Consider the following 14,872-nt stretch of genomic DNA (forward strand, 5'->3'; position numbering starts at 1 on the left):
CGGTGTTCTCGCGGGCCGGGAGTCTGCCATACCCGCCCGGACGTGATGAGCCCCGGTCCGGAGGTCAGGTCCCGGACCGGGGCTGCTGAAGGGGGACTTGTCCCGGATCAGACGTTAATCGGCGTGGCGAGCCCACGGTCGGCGATCGAGCGTCCGGCGGTGATCTCGTACGAACCCTTCACACATGCCCACGCCTTCGCCTTCTCGTCCCAGACCTCGAAGGCCCGGCGCAAAAGCGCGACCATCACCTCGACGCTCTCGCCGGGCCCGGCCTCGGCGGAGGCGAAGCCGGCGAGCCAGCGGGCCGGGCGCTCGGGGTCGGGCTCGGCCGGGGAGACGTAGACCTGGACGACCTCACGGCCGGGCCGCTCGCCGGTGTTGCGCAGCCGGACGCGGGCCGTGGTGCCGTCGGCGACGATGCTCTCGTAGGCCCAGTCGGTGTAGCCGAGGCCGTGGCCGAAGGGGTACGCCGGGGTGCGGCCGGCCTTCTCCCAGGCGCGGTAGCCGATGAACACGCCCTCGGTGTACGGCAGTTCGCCGTCGGCCGGGACGACCCGGGTGACCGGGGCGTCGGCGAGGGAGCCCCAGGTGGTGGGGAGGCGGCCGCCGGGCTCCTGGGCGCCGGTGAGGACGTCGGCGAGGGCGGCGCCGCCCTCCTGGCCGGGGAACCAGGTCAGCAGGACGGCGGCCACGTCCTCGCGCCAGGGCAGTTCGACCGGGGAGCCGGAGTTGACGACCACGACCGTGTTCGGGTTGGCGGCGGCGACCGCGCGGACCAGGTCGTCCTGGCGGCCGGGCAGCCGGAGGTCGGTGCGGTCGAAGCCCTCGGACTCGACGCGGTCGGTGGTGGCGACCACGACGACGGCCGTGTCGGCTGCGCGGGCGGCCTCGACGGCCTCGGCGATCAGCGTGTCGGCGTCGCGCTCGGGCTCGGCGTGGGCGAGGGCGAAGGTGACGACCCGCATCGGGACGTCGTCGGGGAGCTGGACGACGTGGGTGAGGGAGACGTCGACCGTTTCGTCGGCGGTGAGTTCGGCCTGGGCGCGGGGTACGGGGGCGGCGAAGAAGGCCTCGAAGGGGTCGCCCTCGTCGGGGCGCTGGACGTCGTCGAAGTAGGTGGTGCCGTCGACGGTGAGCGTGAAGGCGCCCATGCCCTTGATGCCGAAGGTGTGCGGGCCGGACTCGCGGGGAGTGAAGGTGCCGGTCAACTCGACCGTGTGCAGGGTGTCGTGGGTGACGCCGTCGGGGAGGTCGGAACCCATCCACTGGATCAGCCCGCCGGGGGCCGACCGGGTGCCGATGACCTGGCCGTCGGTGTCGCGGCAGACGGCACGCAGGGTGAATCCCCCGTCGGCGACGGCGAGTTCGGTGGCGGGGTCGGCGCCGACGGTGTACGTGAGCGTACCCTCGGGGAGCGCGGCGGTGAGGCCGTCGAGTGGGGAGACGACGCGGGCCGGGAAGACGGTGGCGGAGCCGCCGCCGAGGACACGGGCGTCGCGGGCGGCGGCGCCGATCAGGGCCACGGTGCCGTTCTTCAGGGGAAGAGCACCGCGTTCGTTGCGGACGAGGACGAAGGAGCGGCGGGCGATCTCGCGGGCCAGTTCGATGCCGTCGACGGTCGCGGGCAGCTCGGTGACGACGGGTTCGGCGCCGTCGAGGATCCCGACGCGGGCGGCGAGCCGCAGCACGCGCCGTACGGCGGCGTCGACGGTGGCCTCGGCGACCTCGCCGTCCCGGACGGCCTGGGCGAGGGCGGCGCCGTAGACGGTCCGAGGGCCCGGCATCGCCACGTCCAGACCGCCGTTGATGCAACCGACGGTGTCCCGGGCGGCCATCCAGTCGGAGACGTTGAACCCGTCGAAGCCCCATTCTCCGCGCAGGACTTCGTTGACGAGGTGGTGGTGCTCGGTCATGGTCGTGCCGTTGACCGTGTTGTAGGCGGTCATGATGCCCCAGGGGCGGGCGTTCTCGACGATCGCCTCGAAGGGGGCCAGGTACAGCTCGCGCAGGGCGCGTTCGGAGACCAGGTTGTTCACGGTGAAGCGGTCGGTCTCGGCGTCGTTGGCGACGAAGTGCTTGACCGTCGTGCCGACCCCGCCGGACTGCACACCGGTGACGTACCCGGCGCCGATCGCGCCCGTCAGATGCGGGTCCTCGCTGTAGGCCTCGAAGTGCCGCCCGCCGAGCGGCGAGCGATGGAGGTTGACGGTGGGGGCGAGCAGCACGTGCACCCCCTTGCGGCGGGCCTCCTGGGCGAGCAACACACCGGCTCGGTATGCGAGTTCGGGATCCCAGGTGGCGGCCAGCGCGGTCGGGGAGGGCAGGGCGACGGAGGGGTCGTCGGCACTCCAGCGCGCACCCCGGACGCCGATCGGCCCGTCGGACATGACGAGCGACTTCAGGCCGATCTCGGGCAGGGCGGGCAGGGTCCACATGTCCTGCCCGGCCAGCAGCCGGGCCTTGGCATCGAGGTCGAGCCGCGAGAGCGCCTCCTCCACGACCGTCTCGCGCGCCTTGCCGGCCGGGGTGCGCTGGGATCCCGCCATCGCGGTACCTCCTCGTTGACGTCCACGGATGCCTCAATCCTGCCTGAGCCGCCGTGCGCTACGCGGGTACCACGGCCGCCACGACCTCGATCTCCACCTGCGCCTCCGGCCGGAACAGCCTCGGCACCTCGAACGTCATGCTCGTCGGCGCGGTCCCGGTGAGGAACTCGCGGCGCACGGAACCGTATTCGTCGAGCCTGCCGATGTCGGTCAGGTAGGTACGGATGTTGATGACGTCCGCGAGGCTCGCGCCCTGCGACTTCAGCAGGGCGTCGATCGTCTCGAAGACGCCCCGGGTCTGCTCGGCCAGCGTCTCTCCCTCGGCGATCTGACCCGAGAGGAACAACAGGGCGTCGCCGTCGGCCTGTTCGACGCGGGCGATCTGGGAGTAGTAGGCGTTGGCGGGCTGCGGGGCGTCGGCGGGGCTGGTGAGGGTGACGTTCATCAGAGGCCTTTCCGGATGCGGGTGACTGCCTGGGCGATGTCGGCGCGGGACAGGGCGGGGTCTTCGGCGGCTTGCCGAAAGTGCGTCAACACGACTTCGGTGACAGGGAGTTGTGTCGCGTCCACGGCGATCCGCAGGTCCTTCACCGCGAGGTCCGTGGCGAAGTGGACGCCCTCGGCGAAGGCCCGGCCGACCGCGCCGCCGAGCGGGCTCGACGCGAGGGCCGTACGGGCGGTGTCGCCGTCGAGGCCGAGCGCGCCGGCGAGCCGCAGCGCCTCCGCGACGATGCCGACGCCGCCGATCACCGCCGTGTTGACGACGAGTTTGAGGGCCGCGCCCGAGCCGAGGGGGCCGGTGCGGGTGAGTGTGCCGAGGTGGGCGAGGACCTGCTCGACGGCGGCCGTGTCGCCGCCCGCGAGGATGCCGAGCGTGCCGTCGGCGGCCCTGTCCGTGCTGCCCATGACCGGCGCGTCGACCAGCACGACCCCGTCCTTCAGCCGCGCGGCCAACTCCCTTACGGCGTCCGGCCCGACGGTGGACATCTCGACCCAGGCCGTGCCCGGCCGCAGCTCGGGTACGACGGCGTCGGCGACGTCGGTCAGCGCGTCCGGTCCGGCGAGCATCGTCAGGACGACGTCCGCGTCCCGCACGGCCGCCGCGGGCGACCCGGCGAGCACGGCCCCCTCGGCGACGAGCGGCTCGGCCCTGGCCGGGGAGCGGTTCCAGACGGTGAGCGGATACCCGGCCGCGAGCAGCCGGCGAGCCATCGGGGCGCCCATGTGGCCCAGCCCCAGAAACGCGATCTTCTGCATGCCGTCGACGCTAGGACCGGCCGCGCGATGCGACAAGCGAATGAATAGCATCGCTGCCATGCCCACCTCGCATACCACCCCGCCCGCCGGCTCCGAGCCGCCCGACCTGAACACCGTCTGGCTGCGCGTGTTCCTGGAGGTCGCCCGGCACGGCTCGTTCACGGTGGCCGCGCGGACGCTGGGCTGGACCCAGTCCGCGGTGTCCCGGCAGATCTCCGCGCTGGAGTCGGCGCTCGGCGGCGGTCCGCTCTTCGACCGGCTGCCGCGCGGGGTACGGCTGACCGAGGCCGGCCGGACCCTGGTCCCGCACGCCGAGGCCGTCACCGCGTCGCTGCGGGGTGCCGTGCGCGAGCTGGCCGACCTGCGCACGGCGGCGGGCGGCCGGCTGCGGTTCGGCGCGTTCGCCACCGCCGACGCGGCGCTCGTCCCGCACGCGCTGGCCGCGTTCCGCGCCCGCCGTCCGCGCGTCCGCGTCTCGCGCGAGGAGGGCCTCTCCCCCGCCCTGCTGGACCGGCTCACGGCCGGCCATCTCGACCTCGCGGTGGTCTCCACGACGGGCCGCGCCCCGCTGGACACGTACGCACTGCACCATCTGCTCGACGAGACCCTGTACGTCGCCGTCCCCGCGGACCATCCGCTCGCGGCGGCCGCCGGTCCGGTACGGCTGGCCCGGCTGGCCGACGCCGACTGGATCGCCGGCAGCACCCGGCCCGAGGGCACGCTCCTCGACGCGGCCGTACGGCAGGGCTTCCGGCCGCGCGTCGCACACGTCGTCGCCGAGTGGACCGCCAAGCAGGGTTACGTCGCCGCCGGCCTGGGCGTCACCCTGGTCCCGGCCCTGGCCGCATCCTCCCTACGGCCGGACGTCACCCTGCTGCCCCTGCACCCTGAGGACGCCCCGCCGCGGGGGGTCTACGCGGCGACGGTACGGGGCCGTTCCCTGACGATGGCGGCGCAGGCCTTCATCGGGTCACTGCGGGAGGCGGCGGCCCGGATCCCGGGGTGAGCCGGTGCCATGTGGGTGCTCGGTGCTGGTGCCGGCCGGGGGTTGGGTCGCTTGCCGGCGCGTGCAGGGTGCGCTTTGCTCCGGGTCGGGAGCCGCCCCAGCGGCACGATTGCCCGCGGCTGCAATCTCCTCCCCCAACAGCTCCCGCGCCAGCATCGTCGCCCCCGCGACAGCGCCGGGCATCAGGAACACCGCGACGAACGGAACCAGGAAGGCCAGGCCGAGTGGGGTGCCGAAGCCCCAGACCAGGGTCTTGCGGGAGCGGAGCAGGGCGAGCCGGGCGCGCAGGTCGACGCCCCGGCGCTGGAGGGCCACGGCGGTCAGTTCCTCGGTGAGGAAGAAGCCGGTGACGAAGAACCCGATCACCGGGATCACCGTCTGGCCGACGAGGGGAAGGAAGCCCAGGGCGAAGAGCAGGACGCCCCACAGCGCGGCCCGCACCAGCACACGCAGGCTGTCGCGGGCCGAGATCCACAGGTCGCGCCAGAGCGGCAGCCCCGAGCGCGGGGCGGTGCCCTCGGGCGAGACGTCGGCGTCGACCTGTTCCGACAGGCTCTCGTAGAAGGGCTCGCCGACCAGCAGGGTGACGGCCGTGAAGGTCAGCACGGCGAGCAGCAGTCCGAGCGCGAAGAGGACGGCGGTGAGGAAGCCGCGGAACAGGCCCTGCCAGGGGCTCGACCAGTCGTCCGCGAACGGCGTCGCCCAGGTGACCGCGTCCTCGCCCCACACGGCGAGCGCGACGAGCGCGGCGACGTACAGCACCAGGGTGACCAGCCCCGGCAGCAGCCCGAAGCCGTACTGCCTGCCGTGCCGGCTGACCCAGCGCTGGCCCTTCAGCAGATAGCCGAACCCCACCCCGAGATCACGCATGGCGAAAACTTTACGCGTTCAGCATCCGCCGCAGCAGATCACGCAACGACCGGCGCTCGTCCTCGGAGAGCCCGGCGAGGGGTTCGCGGGCGAAGCGCAGGCCCTCGCGCAGGTCCTGGGCCATGCGCAGGCCCTCGTCCGTGGCGGCGGCGAGCTTCACGCGGCGGTCGGCGGGGTCGGGGCGCCGCTCGACCAGCCCCCGGGACTCCAGCCGGTCCACGATCCCGGTCACGTTGGACGGCTCGCACTTCAGCTTCTGGGCCAGCTTCCGCATCGGCAGCGGCTCCAGCGAGAGCAGGCTGAGGAGCCGGGCCTGCGGGCCGGTCAGCGTGTGCTCGCCCGCCGCCTTCTCGTAGTCCGCGTAGAAGCGGGCCACGACGTCTCCGATCAGCTCGACGACCTCCATGGTCAGGGCGTCCGGGCGGCGGGTCTGCGATGGACTGGACGGAGTGGACATGGGCTCCAGGATACCTCGTTACTTGACATGCTGAAATATTCAGGAGCATGGTTGTTTCAGGTTCTGAAGTATTTGCGCGGAGCATTTCGCGAAGCATGTGAGGAAGGCCGTCATGATCAACCGCGAGTGGCACCTGCTCAGCCGTCCCGTCGGCTGGCCGAAGCCCGAGGACTTCGCCCTGGTCGAGACCGAGGTCCCGGCCCCCGGTGCGGGCCAGGTGCTGGTGAGGAACAAGTACCTCTCGGTGGACCCGTACATGCGGGGCCGGATGAGTGCCGCGAAGTCGTACACCGCCCCCTTCGAGCTGGGCAAGGTCATGCAGGGCGGCGCGGTCGGCGAGGTGATCGAGTCGAACGCCGAGGGCATCGAGGCGGGCGACCACGTCCTGCACTTCTTCGGCTGGCGCGAGTACGCGGTCATGGACGCGAAGCACGCCGTCAAGGTCGACCCCGAGGCCGCGCCCCTGTCGACGTACCTCGGCGTGCTCGGCATGACCGGCCTCACCGCCTACGCCGGTCTGCTGCGCACCGCCTCCTTCAAGGAGGGCGACGTCGTGTTCGTGTCCGGCGCCGCGGGCGCGGTCGGCAGCCAGGTCGGCCAGATCGCCAAGCTTCTGGGCGCGTCGCGGGTGATCGGCTCGGCCGGCTCCGACGAGAAGGTCAAGCTGCTGGTCGAGGAGTACGGCTTCGACGCCGCCTTCAACTACAAGAGCGGCCCGGTGGCCGAGCAGCTGCGCGCCGCCGCTCCCGACGGCATCGACGTGTACTTCGACAACGTCGGCGGGGACCACCTGGAGGCGGCCATCGGCTCCCTCAACCAGGGCGGCCGTATCGCCGTCTGCGGCATGATCTCGGTCTACAACAACACCGAGCCCGCTCCCGGCCCGAAGAACCTCGCCCGGCTGATCCAGACCCGGGGCCGTATCGAGGGCTTCCTGGTCGGCGACCACTACGACCTCCAGCCACAGTTCGTCGCCGAGGTCGGCCCGTGGGTGGCCTCCGGTCGGCTCAAGTACCGCGAGACCGTCGTCGAGGGCATCGAGAACAACCTGGAGGCGTTCCTCGGGGTGCTGCGCGGTGACAACACCGGGAAGATGATCGTCAAACTGTAGGACTCCGCCACCCCTTCCCCACCGTTTCCGGCATGCGGTAACTTCTTTCCGAAATCCGCCGTCGATCGTGGGCGCGAGTCGCGGCGGACCGAGGAGGAAGACAACCGCATGCCCATCACGCAGTCCGACGTCGTGTACACCGCCGTAGCCACCGCGGAGAACGGCCGTGACGGCCGGGTCGCCACCGACGACGGCCGACTCGACGTCGTCGTCAACCCGCCGAAGGAGATGGGCGGCAGCGGGGCCGGGACCAACCCGGAGCAGCTGTTCGCCGCGGGGTACTCCGCGTGCTTCCAGGGCGCGCTCGGGGTCGTCGCCCGGCAGGAAGGTGCCGACATCTCCGGGTCGACCGTCACCGCGAAGGTCGGCCTCGGCAAGAACGACGAGGGGTTCGGGATCATCGTGGAGATCTCCGCGAACATCCCGAACGTGTCCGCCGAGGTGGCCCGGGACCTGGTCGAGAAGGCCCACCATGTGTGCCCGTACTCGAAGGCGACCCGCGGCAACATCACCGTGACGCTGGTCTGACACCCGTCGTTGTCACTGCGGCAGCCGCATCCCTGGACGTGGGGTGCGGCTGCCGTCGTGTTCAGGCGGCCAGGACCGCCTTGTGCACCGCTCTCACGAATCCCTCGTTCTCCGGCGCCGCCCCGCCCGGAAACGCCATCCTGCGCCGCGTGTAGCCGTACGCCAGGCCGCTCCTCGGGTCGGCGAAGGCCTGGGAGCCGCCCGCTCCGCTGTGACCGAAGGCACCGGCACCCAGGACCGGGTACGCCACGTCGGCCGTCGCCTGGAAGCCGAGGCCGAACGCCCTGTGGCCGCGGGCCACCAGGTCGTAGCCGACGGAGTGGATCTGGCCCACCTCGGCGACCGTGTCCGGCTTCAGCAGCGGCGGGCGGTCGGCCAGTTCGCTGATCGCAGCCGCATACATCCTCGCCAGACCGCGCGCGGAGGCGACCCCGCCCGCCGACGCCGGCCCCTTGGCGCGCACCCGGCGGGAGTTGGCGTGGTCCTCCAGCGTCGCCGGCTCCGGCACATGGCCGTTGAAGGCGATCGAGGCCAGTGAGTGCGGACCCGTCCGCTGGGCCGCCAGCTCGGCCTGCTGCTCCGGGGTGGGGAGCATCGACTGCACGGAGCGGAAGCGGGGCTCCTCGGACTCGGGCAGCCCCAGGTAGAAGTCCATGCCGTACGGCGCCCGGATCCGCTCCTCGAACACCTCCTGGAGCGTGCGTCCGGTGGCCCGGCGGACCACCTCTCCGGTGAGTGCGCCGATCACGAACGCGTGGTAGCCGAACGCCGTGCCCGGCCGCCAGAACGGCTTCTGGTCCGCGAGCCGTTCGGCGATCGCCCGGTCGTCGGCCAGCTCCTCCGCCGAGAACCCGGCGTCGATCCCGACCAGCCCCGCCCGGTGGGCCAACAGCTCACGGAGGGTCACCGCACCCTTGCCCTCGGCGGCGAACTCCGGCCAGTAGTAGGTCACTTTGCGGTCCAGCTCCAGGGTGCCGTCCTGCACCAGGAGTGCCACCACGAGATGCGCGGCGCCCTTGGTGGACGAGAACACGCCGTACAGGGAGTCCGCCTCGCCGCCCGCCCACAGGTCGACGACCTGCCTCCCGTGCACGTACGCGCACAACTGCCCCTCGTAGTCGTCCCGTTCCCCGGCGACGAACGCGGCGAACTCCTCGCGCACCGCCTCGAAGCCCTCGGCGACCGTGCCGTGGACGGTGATCTCCTGAGTCATCCGCTCTCCTCAACCTGAGCCGCTCTCGCTGCTCCCCCTGCACAACGCCCGTTCCCGCTCCGGACGTTCCCCAGACCGGTACGGCGCGATGTACCTGATCGACTCAACCGCGGCGGGGGCCGCCGAGTGTCACCTGCATGCCCCGGATGGCCGATGGCACGGCGTGGCGCGCGGAAGCGGAGCGGGGCTCAGGTGCGCGTGCGGGTCTTGGACGGCGACGCCGCGGGGGCCGGGCCGGACGCCGTCGTGGGCCTCAGGTGCACCACCACAGGAAGCGGGTGCAGGTCTTGGACGGCGACGGCGCGGGGGCCGGGCCGGATGTCGTCGGGGCGCTGGTCGGGGTGGCGGTGGGGTGGGTCGTGGCCGTGGGGGCCGGGGCCGGGGGGGTGGCGCCGGAACCCGTCGTGGCCGACTGTTCCGCCTTGTCGGTGTCCTTGGCGCTCGGTGACGCGGAGGCCTTGTCCTTGGGGGACTTGCTCGTGGACGCGGAGGCCGAGGCCGCCGGGGAGGCGCCGGAGCGCGCGCCCGAGGTGTCGTTCACCGGCTGGGCCGTGCCGCCCGGGGTCGCGGAGGCCGCGCTGCCGTCCGCCGCCGTGTTCCCGGAGGTGGCCGGACCGCCGCCGGAGAAGGGCGAGAAGGGCGCGTCCGTGCCCAGCGTGGCGATGCTGAGTCCACCCGCGCCGAGGACGAAGCCCGCGGCGATCAGTACGGTACGGCGGCGCCGACGGCGGTGGACGGCGGCCTTGCGGTCGCGCCGGCTGCCATCGGAACCGACGGGGGCCACGGTCGCGCCGCCACGGCCCTTGCGCCGCGCGGCCCGGCCCCCCGGCTCGGGGTCGGCCTCCGGTTCCTCTTCGGGAACGGACTCGCCGTGCGGCTCCGGCTCGGGGTCCGGTTCCGGCTCGTACTCCACCGGCGCGCCCTGCCCCTGGGCGGGCACCCGGACGTCGTACGCCTCGCCCGGGACGTAATCGTTATGGTCCGGCGGATAACCGTTCGCGGCCGGGACGTGACCGCCGTATCCCGGTGTCTCACCCGCGCCCGCCCCCGCGTGGGCGTACGCGTCCGCGCTCGCGGCGCGGGCCGGTGTTCCGCACCCGGGGCAGGCCAGGGCGCCGTTGAGGTGCCGTTGGCACGGGTGGCAGTAGTCCATGACGCGGGAAGACTAGATTCCCCGCCGGTAACGTTCCTAGGGGTGTCTGTGAAGGTTTCGTAGATCACCGAAATAATTCTCGAAAGCCTTGCCGAAACCGTTACCTGTTCGACCCATTGACACCCCTACCGCCCCGTCCTTACTGTCACGCCAGCATTTCGAACGTGTGACGAAATCTCGAACAGCTGAGGGGCAACTGCCGTGCGCATCACCGGAATCAGCACGCACGTGGTCGGCACGCCGTGGCGCAACCTGACCTACGTCCAGGTGCACACCGACGAGGGCATCACAGGCGTCGGCGAGACCCGGATGCTCGGTCACACCGACGCGCTGATCGGCTACCTGCGGGAGGCCGAGGCCAATCACATTCTCGGCTCGGATCCCTTCGCCGTCGAGGACCTCCTACGCCGGATGAAGTACGGCGACTTCGGCCGCGCGGGCGAGATCGTCATGTCCGGCATCGCCGTGATCGAGATGGCCTGCTGGGACATCAAGGGCAAGGCGCTGGGCGTGCCGGTGTGGCAGCTGCTCGGCGGCAAGGTGACCGACAAGGTCAAGGCGTACGCCAACGGGTGGTACACGACCGAGCGGACGCCCGAGGCGTACCACAAGGCCGCCCAGGGGGTGATGGAGCGCGGGTACAAGGCGCTGAAGATCGACCCCTTCGGCACCGGGCACTTCGAGCTGGACCACGAGCAGACCCTGTACGCGGTCTCCCTCATCGAGGCCGTGCGGGACGCGATCGGCCCGGAGACCGAGCTGATGCTGGAGATGCACGGCCGCTTCTCCCCCGCCACCGCCGTCCGCCTCGCCCGTGAGCTCGCCCCCTTCAAGCCGGCCTGGCTGGAGGAGCCGGTGCCGCCGGAGAACCTGAAGGCGCTGGAGAAGGTCGCCGCCAAGGTGGACATCCCGGTCGCGACCGGTGAGCGGATCCACGACCGGATCGAGTTCCGCGAGCTGTTCGAGAGCCAGGCCGTGGACATCATCCAGCCGGACGTCGGCCACATCGGCGGCATCTGGGAGACCCGGAAGCTCGCCGCGACCGCCGAGACCCACTACATGCTGGTCGCCCCGCACAACGTCGGCGGGTCCGTGCTCACCGCCGCCTCCCTCCAGGTCGGCTTCACCGCGCCGAACTTCAAGATCCTCGAGCACTTCAACGACTTCGCGGACGCGGAGATCAAGAAGGTGGTCAAGGGGGCGCCGCAGGTCGTGGACGGGTACTTCCACCTGTCCGACGCGCCCGGTCTCGGCGTCGAGCTGGACACCGACGCGGCCGCCGAGTTCCCGCAGCAGCAGGCCCGGTTCGACCTGTGGGCCGAGGGCTGGGAGCAGCGCAAGCCGAAGGGGAAGAAGTGAGTTCCCAGGTCGTGATCGAGGCGCCGGGCGCCCACCGGGTCGAGGAGCACACGCCCCGCGAGCCCGGCCCCGGCGAGGCGCTGGTCGCCGTGCACGCGGTCGGCATCTGCGGCAGCGACCGCGAGGTGTACCAGGGCAACCGGCCGGACGGGTACGTCCGTTACCCGCTGACGCCGGGCCACGAGTGGTCGGGGACGGTGACGAAGGTGGGCCCGGGTGTCCCGGCCTCCCTCACCGGCCGCAAGGTCGTCGGCGAGGGCTTCCGCAACTGCCAGGTGTGCGACCGCTGCCACGCGGGCGAGACCACGCTGTGCACCGACGGCTACGAGGAGACCGGGTTCACCCAGCCGGGCGCCATGGCCGCCACGCTCACCCTGCCGGCCCGGCTGCTGCACGCCCTGCCGGACGACGCCGACCTCACCGCCGCCGCCCTGCTGGAGCCGGCCGCCTGCATCGCGGCCGCCGCGCTGAAGGCGGGCGCCCAGCCGGGTGAGCGGGTCGCGGTGGTCGGCACCGGGACGCTCGGGATGTTCGCCGTGCAGTTCCTGAAGGCGATCTCGCCGAGCGAGCTGCTGGTGGTCGGGACCCGCAACGACCGGGAGGCGCTGTCGCGGCAGTTCGGCGCGACCGACTTCCGTATCAAGGACCAGGAACTGCCCGACGACTTCGACGTCGTGATCGAGACCGCCGGGTCCGCGTCCGCCGCGCGCACCGCCGCCTCCCTGCTCAGGCGCGGCGGACGCCTGGTCCTGACCGGGATCCCGGCGCCGGGCGCGGACGGGCTCGACCCGACCGATCTCGTCGTACGGCAGCTGGAGGTGCACACCGTCTTCGGGGCGCCGCCGGACGCCTGGGCGCACACCGTACGGGTCTTCGGCGCCGGGCTGCTGGACCCGCTGCCGCTGGTCACGCACGAGCTGCCGCTGACCGAGTTCTCCCAGGCCATCGACCTCGTCGGGGCCGGCGACCCGAAGGTGGGCAAGGTGCTGCTCCGCCCCTAGCCGTACGCCGGTCAGGGCGTTACCTGACGGCGCCCTGACCGGCGTACCACCACATGCGCTCTTTTTTGCGCCCCGAGCCGCGAACCTTGTCCGAAATCTCGAACACGAAGGACAGCTTGTGACGACCGACGCTTCCGCTACGGCGGCCCGCCGACCCGGTGAGCAGGCGCTCACCGCTCTCGGCCTCGGCGCGCCCGCCCTCGACCCCGCCGACGCCTCCGCCCACAGCTTCCCGGGCGGCGGCCGCTGGCGCACCGAGATCCCCTCGTGCGAGGGACCCGAGGCGCTGGCGGTCGTACTCAAGGAATCCTCCCGCCTCGATGTGCCGATCCACCGGATCAGCCAGGGCAGCGGCGTGTGGATGCTCACCGACGCCGAGATCACCGAGATGGTCGAGGCCACCTCCGAACGCGACATCGAACTCTGCCTGTTCACCGGCCCGCGCGGCACCTGGGACATCGGCGGCTCGGTGCGCTCCGACTCGCGGGGGGCCGGACTGCGCGCACGCGGCCACGACGCCGTCGCCGGCTGTGTCGAAGACGCCGTCAGGGCAACGGAGTTGGGTGTCAAGTGCCTGCTCGTCGCCGACGAGGGCGTGCTGTGGACGCTGCACCGGGCGCGCGAGGCCGGCGTCATCCCGGCCGACACCACCCTGAAGGTCTCGGCCCTCATCGGCCCGGTGAACCCGGCGGCGTACGCCGTGTACGAGCGGCTCGGCGCCGACTCCGTCAACGTGCCCAGCGATCTGACGCTGGATCACCTCACCGAGATCCGCCGGGCGTCGGCGGCTCCCATGGACATGTACATCGAGGCCCCCGACGATCTCGGCGGCTATGTGCGGATGTACGAGGTCGCCGAGCTGATCCGGCGCGGCGCACCGCTCTACCTGAAGTTCGGCCTGTCCAAGAGCCCCGGCATCTACCCGTACGGACACCACATGCGGGACCTGACGCTGGCCACCGCCCGGGAGCGGGTGCGGCGCGGTCGGCTGGCCCTGGACCTGCTCGCACGGCACGGAGCCGACGGCGACATGGCGCCCCTCGGTTCACGGCTGCCCGGGACGCTCAAGCGGTTCGACACCTCCGCATAACGTTCCGGATAATCCACTTCACAAAATACGACGTAGTCAAACACAATCCCACACGTCTCTCGGTCTCCCGCACCGCCTCGGAGCGTCTTCCCATCGCCAGGCCGAGCCCTGCCCCACACACATCAAGGATGATGATCATGCGTACTCGCAGAGCCGCACTCACCGCCATATCCGGAGCCGCCACCCTCGCCCTCACCCTGACCGCCTGCGGTCAGAGCAGCTCGGGCGGAAGCAAGGAGAAGACCGGCGACGTCAAGGGCGCCACGATCGGCATCGCGATGCCGACCAAGTCCTCCGAGCGGTGGATCAACGACGGCAACGACATGGTCAAGAACCTCGAGGCCAAGGGCTACAAGACCAAGCTGGTCTACGGCGAGGACGACCCGAGCACCCAGGTCTCGCAGATCGAGAACCTGATCACGCAGGGCGTCAAGGGCCTGATCATCGCGGCCATCGACAACAAGTCCCTGAACAACGTGCTCCAGGAGGCCAAGCAGGCCAACATCCCGGTCATCGCCTACGACCGGCTGATCCTCGGCACCAAGAACGTCGACTACTACGCCTCGTTCGACAACGAGAAGGTCGGCACCCTCCAGGGCACCTACATCGTGCACAAGCTCGGCCTGGACAGCGGCAAGACGGGCCCGTTCAACATCGAGCTGTTCGCCGGGTCGAACGACGACAACAACACCCAGTACTTCTTCAACGGCGCGATGAAGGTGTTCCAGCCGTACATCGACAAGAAGCAGCTGGTGGTCAAGTCCGGGCAGACCAAGCTCAACCAGGTCACCACCCTGCGCTGGGACGGTGCCACCGCGCAGAAGCGCATGGAGGACATCCTCACCTCCACGTACACGAGCGGCAAGGTCGACGCGGTGCTCTCGCCGTACGACGGCATCTCCATCGGCATCATCGCCGCCCTGAAGTCGGACGGTTACGGCTCCGCCGGCAAGCCGCTGCCGGTCATCACCGGCCAGGACGCCGAGCTGGCCTCGGTGAAGTCGATCATCGCGGGCCAGCAGTCCCAGACCGTCTTCAAGGACAGCCGCAAGGAGACCGCGGTCGCGGTGTCCATGGTCGACGATGTCCTGCACGGCAAGAAGCCGCAGGTCAACGACACCACGACCTACACCAACGGCGCCAAGGTCGTCCCCTCCTTCCTGCTCCAGCCGGTGAGCGTGGACAAGACCAACTACGAGGACGCCCTGGTCAAGGGCGGTTACTACACCGACTCCCAGCTCAAGTGATCCCGCCCATCTGCCCGACCCCACACTGATTGGA

General features: G+C 71.3%; 14 protein-coding genes. 7 read left to right on the forward strand and 7 right to left on the reverse strand.

The window, feature by feature from the left end:
- Positions 1–107 precede the first annotated feature (107 nt).
- The 3 genes from ACH47Z_RS03395 to ACH47Z_RS03405 are packed head-to-tail and all read right to left on the reverse strand — an operon-like array spanning position 108 to position 3,803.
- Positions 108–2,546 carry a beta-glucosidase gene (locus ACH47Z_RS03395; RefSeq protein WP_399069968.1) on the reverse strand — a complete coding sequence of 813 codons (2,439 nt, stop codon included), beginning with the start codon at positions 2,544–2,546 and terminating at the stop codon, positions 108–110.
- Positions 2,547–2,604: 58 nt separating this feature from the next.
- A complete protein-coding gene (locus ACH47Z_RS03400) occupies positions 2,605–2,991 on the reverse strand; it encodes a RidA family protein (protein WP_399069971.1) in 387 nt (128 codons plus the stop codon).
- Positions 2,991–3,803, reverse strand: a complete 813-nt coding sequence (locus tag ACH47Z_RS03405) for an NAD(P)-dependent oxidoreductase (RefSeq protein ID WP_399069973.1) — start codon at positions 3,801–3,803, stop codon at positions 2,991–2,993. Before ACH47Z_RS03405 ends, ACH47Z_RS03400 begins: the two co-directional genes overlap by 1 nt.
- 58 nt (positions 3,804–3,861) lie before the next feature.
- Between ACH47Z_RS03405 and ACH47Z_RS03410 the strand changes: the two genes are divergently transcribed.
- The gene (locus ACH47Z_RS03410; protein WP_399069975.1) at positions 3,862–4,809 is read left to right on the forward strand and encodes a LysR family transcriptional regulator; all 948 of its coding nucleotides are present in this window, start codon (positions 3,862–3,864) and stop codon (positions 4,807–4,809) included.
- Here ACH47Z_RS03410 and ACH47Z_RS03415 read toward each other — a convergent pair.
- Positions 4,774–5,679: an EI24 domain-containing protein gene (locus ACH47Z_RS03415; RefSeq protein ID WP_399069977.1), complete on the reverse strand. Its 906-nt coding sequence runs from the start codon at positions 5,677–5,679 to the stop codon at positions 4,774–4,776. The two genes, ACH47Z_RS03410 and ACH47Z_RS03415, sit on opposite strands and share 36 nt — an antisense overlap.
- A 10-nt stretch (positions 5,680–5,689) precedes the next feature.
- Positions 5,690–6,136 (reverse strand): MarR family winged helix-turn-helix transcriptional regulator, encoded by a 447-nt coding sequence (locus tag ACH47Z_RS03420; protein WP_399069979.1) that lies wholly within the window; start codon positions 6,134–6,136, stop codon positions 5,690–5,692.
- Between the two features lie 112 nt (positions 6,137–6,248).
- On the opposite strand from ACH47Z_RS03420, the gene ACH47Z_RS03425 reads away from it, so the two are divergent.
- Entirely contained in the window at positions 6,249–7,247 is a 999-nt protein-coding gene (locus tag ACH47Z_RS03425; protein ID WP_399069981.1) for an NADP-dependent oxidoreductase, read from the forward strand.
- A gap of 108 nt (positions 7,248–7,355) precedes the next feature.
- On the forward strand, positions 7,356–7,775 hold the full coding sequence (locus ACH47Z_RS03430; RefSeq protein ID WP_399069983.1) for an organic hydroperoxide resistance protein: 420 nt from the start codon (positions 7,356–7,358) through the stop codon (positions 7,773–7,775).
- 61 nt (positions 7,776–7,836) lie between these two features.
- Here ACH47Z_RS03430 and ACH47Z_RS03435 read toward each other — a convergent pair whose 3' ends face one another.
- Together ACH47Z_RS03435 and ACH47Z_RS03440 are read right to left on the reverse strand one after the other, a co-directional pair.
- Entirely contained in the window at positions 7,837–8,988 is a 1,152-nt protein-coding gene (locus ACH47Z_RS03435) for a serine hydrolase domain-containing protein (protein WP_399069985.1), read from the reverse strand.
- 253 nt (positions 8,989–9,241) lie between these two features.
- Positions 9,242–10,141 (reverse strand): hypothetical protein, encoded by a 900-nt coding sequence (locus tag ACH47Z_RS03440; RefSeq protein ID WP_399069987.1) that lies wholly within the window; start codon positions 10,139–10,141, stop codon positions 9,242–9,244.
- A gap of 201 nt (positions 10,142–10,342) precedes the next feature.
- Between ACH47Z_RS03440 and ACH47Z_RS03445 the strand changes: the two genes are divergently transcribed.
- The 4 genes from ACH47Z_RS03445 (at position 10,343) to chvE (ending at position 14,838) form a co-directional block, all read left to right on the forward strand.
- A complete protein-coding gene (locus tag ACH47Z_RS03445; protein ID WP_399069990.1) occupies positions 10,343–11,500 on the forward strand; it encodes a mandelate racemase/muconate lactonizing enzyme family protein in 1,158 nt (385 codons plus the stop codon).
- Entirely contained in the window at positions 11,497–12,501 is a 1,005-nt protein-coding gene (locus ACH47Z_RS03450) for a zinc-binding dehydrogenase (protein ID WP_399069992.1), read from the forward strand. The genes ACH47Z_RS03445 and ACH47Z_RS03450 overlap by 4 nt, the downstream gene beginning before the upstream one ends.
- Positions 12,502–12,619: 118 nt before the next feature.
- Positions 12,620–13,591 carry a hypothetical protein gene (locus ACH47Z_RS03455; protein WP_399069994.1) on the forward strand — a complete coding sequence of 324 codons (972 nt, stop codon included), beginning with the start codon at positions 12,620–12,622 and terminating at the stop codon, positions 13,589–13,591.
- Positions 13,592–13,728: 137 nt separating this feature from the next.
- Positions 13,729–14,838 (forward strand): multiple monosaccharide ABC transporter substrate-binding protein, encoded by a 1,110-nt coding sequence (gene chvE, locus ACH47Z_RS03460; protein WP_399069996.1) that lies wholly within the window; start codon positions 13,729–13,731, stop codon positions 14,836–14,838.
- The last annotated feature ends 34 nt before the right edge of the window (positions 14,839–14,872 follow it).

The organism is Streptomyces sp. NPDC020192 (assembly GCF_044388685.1).
Classification (GTDB): Bacteria; Actinomycetota; Actinomycetes; order Streptomycetales; family Streptomycetaceae; genus Streptomyces.

What these genes read in the sequence shown, in the direction of transcription:
- ACH47Z_RS03440 (WP_399069987.1), bottom strand. Translation starts at nt 10,141, where the DNA reads ATGGACTACTGCCACCCGTGCCAACGGCACCTCAACGGCGCCCTGGCC.
- chvE (WP_399069996.1), top strand. Translation starts at nt 13,729, where the DNA reads ATGCGTACTCGCAGAGCCGCACTCACCGCCATATCCGGAGCCGCCACC.
- ACH47Z_RS03400 (WP_399069971.1), bottom strand. Translation starts at nt 2,991, where the DNA reads ATGAACGTCACCCTCACCAGCCCCGCCGACGCCCCGCAGCCCGCCAAC.
- ACH47Z_RS03410 (WP_399069975.1), top strand. Translation starts at nt 3,862, where the DNA reads ATGCCCACCTCGCATACCACCCCGCCCGCCGGCTCCGAGCCGCCCGAC.
- ACH47Z_RS03395 (WP_399069968.1), bottom strand. Translation starts at nt 2,546, where the DNA reads ATGGCGGGATCCCAGCGCACCCCGGCCGGCAAGGCGCGCGAGACGGTC.
- ACH47Z_RS03405 (WP_399069973.1), bottom strand. Translation starts at nt 3,803, where the DNA reads ATGCAGAAGATCGCGTTTCTGGGGCTGGGCCACATGGGCGCCCCGATG.
- ACH47Z_RS03430 (WP_399069983.1), top strand. Translation starts at nt 7,356, where the DNA reads ATGCCCATCACGCAGTCCGACGTCGTGTACACCGCCGTAGCCACCGCG.
- ACH47Z_RS03425 (WP_399069981.1), top strand. Translation starts at nt 6,249, where the DNA reads ATGATCAACCGCGAGTGGCACCTGCTCAGCCGTCCCGTCGGCTGGCCG.
- ACH47Z_RS03415 (WP_399069977.1), bottom strand. Translation starts at nt 5,679, where the DNA reads ATGCGTGATCTCGGGGTGGGGTTCGGCTATCTGCTGAAGGGCCAGCGC.
- ACH47Z_RS03435 (WP_399069985.1), bottom strand. Translation starts at nt 8,988, where the DNA reads ATGACTCAGGAGATCACCGTCCACGGCACGGTCGCCGAGGGCTTCGAG.
- ACH47Z_RS03420 (WP_399069979.1), bottom strand. Translation starts at nt 6,136, where the DNA reads ATGTCCACTCCGTCCAGTCCATCGCAGACCCGCCGCCCGGACGCCCTG.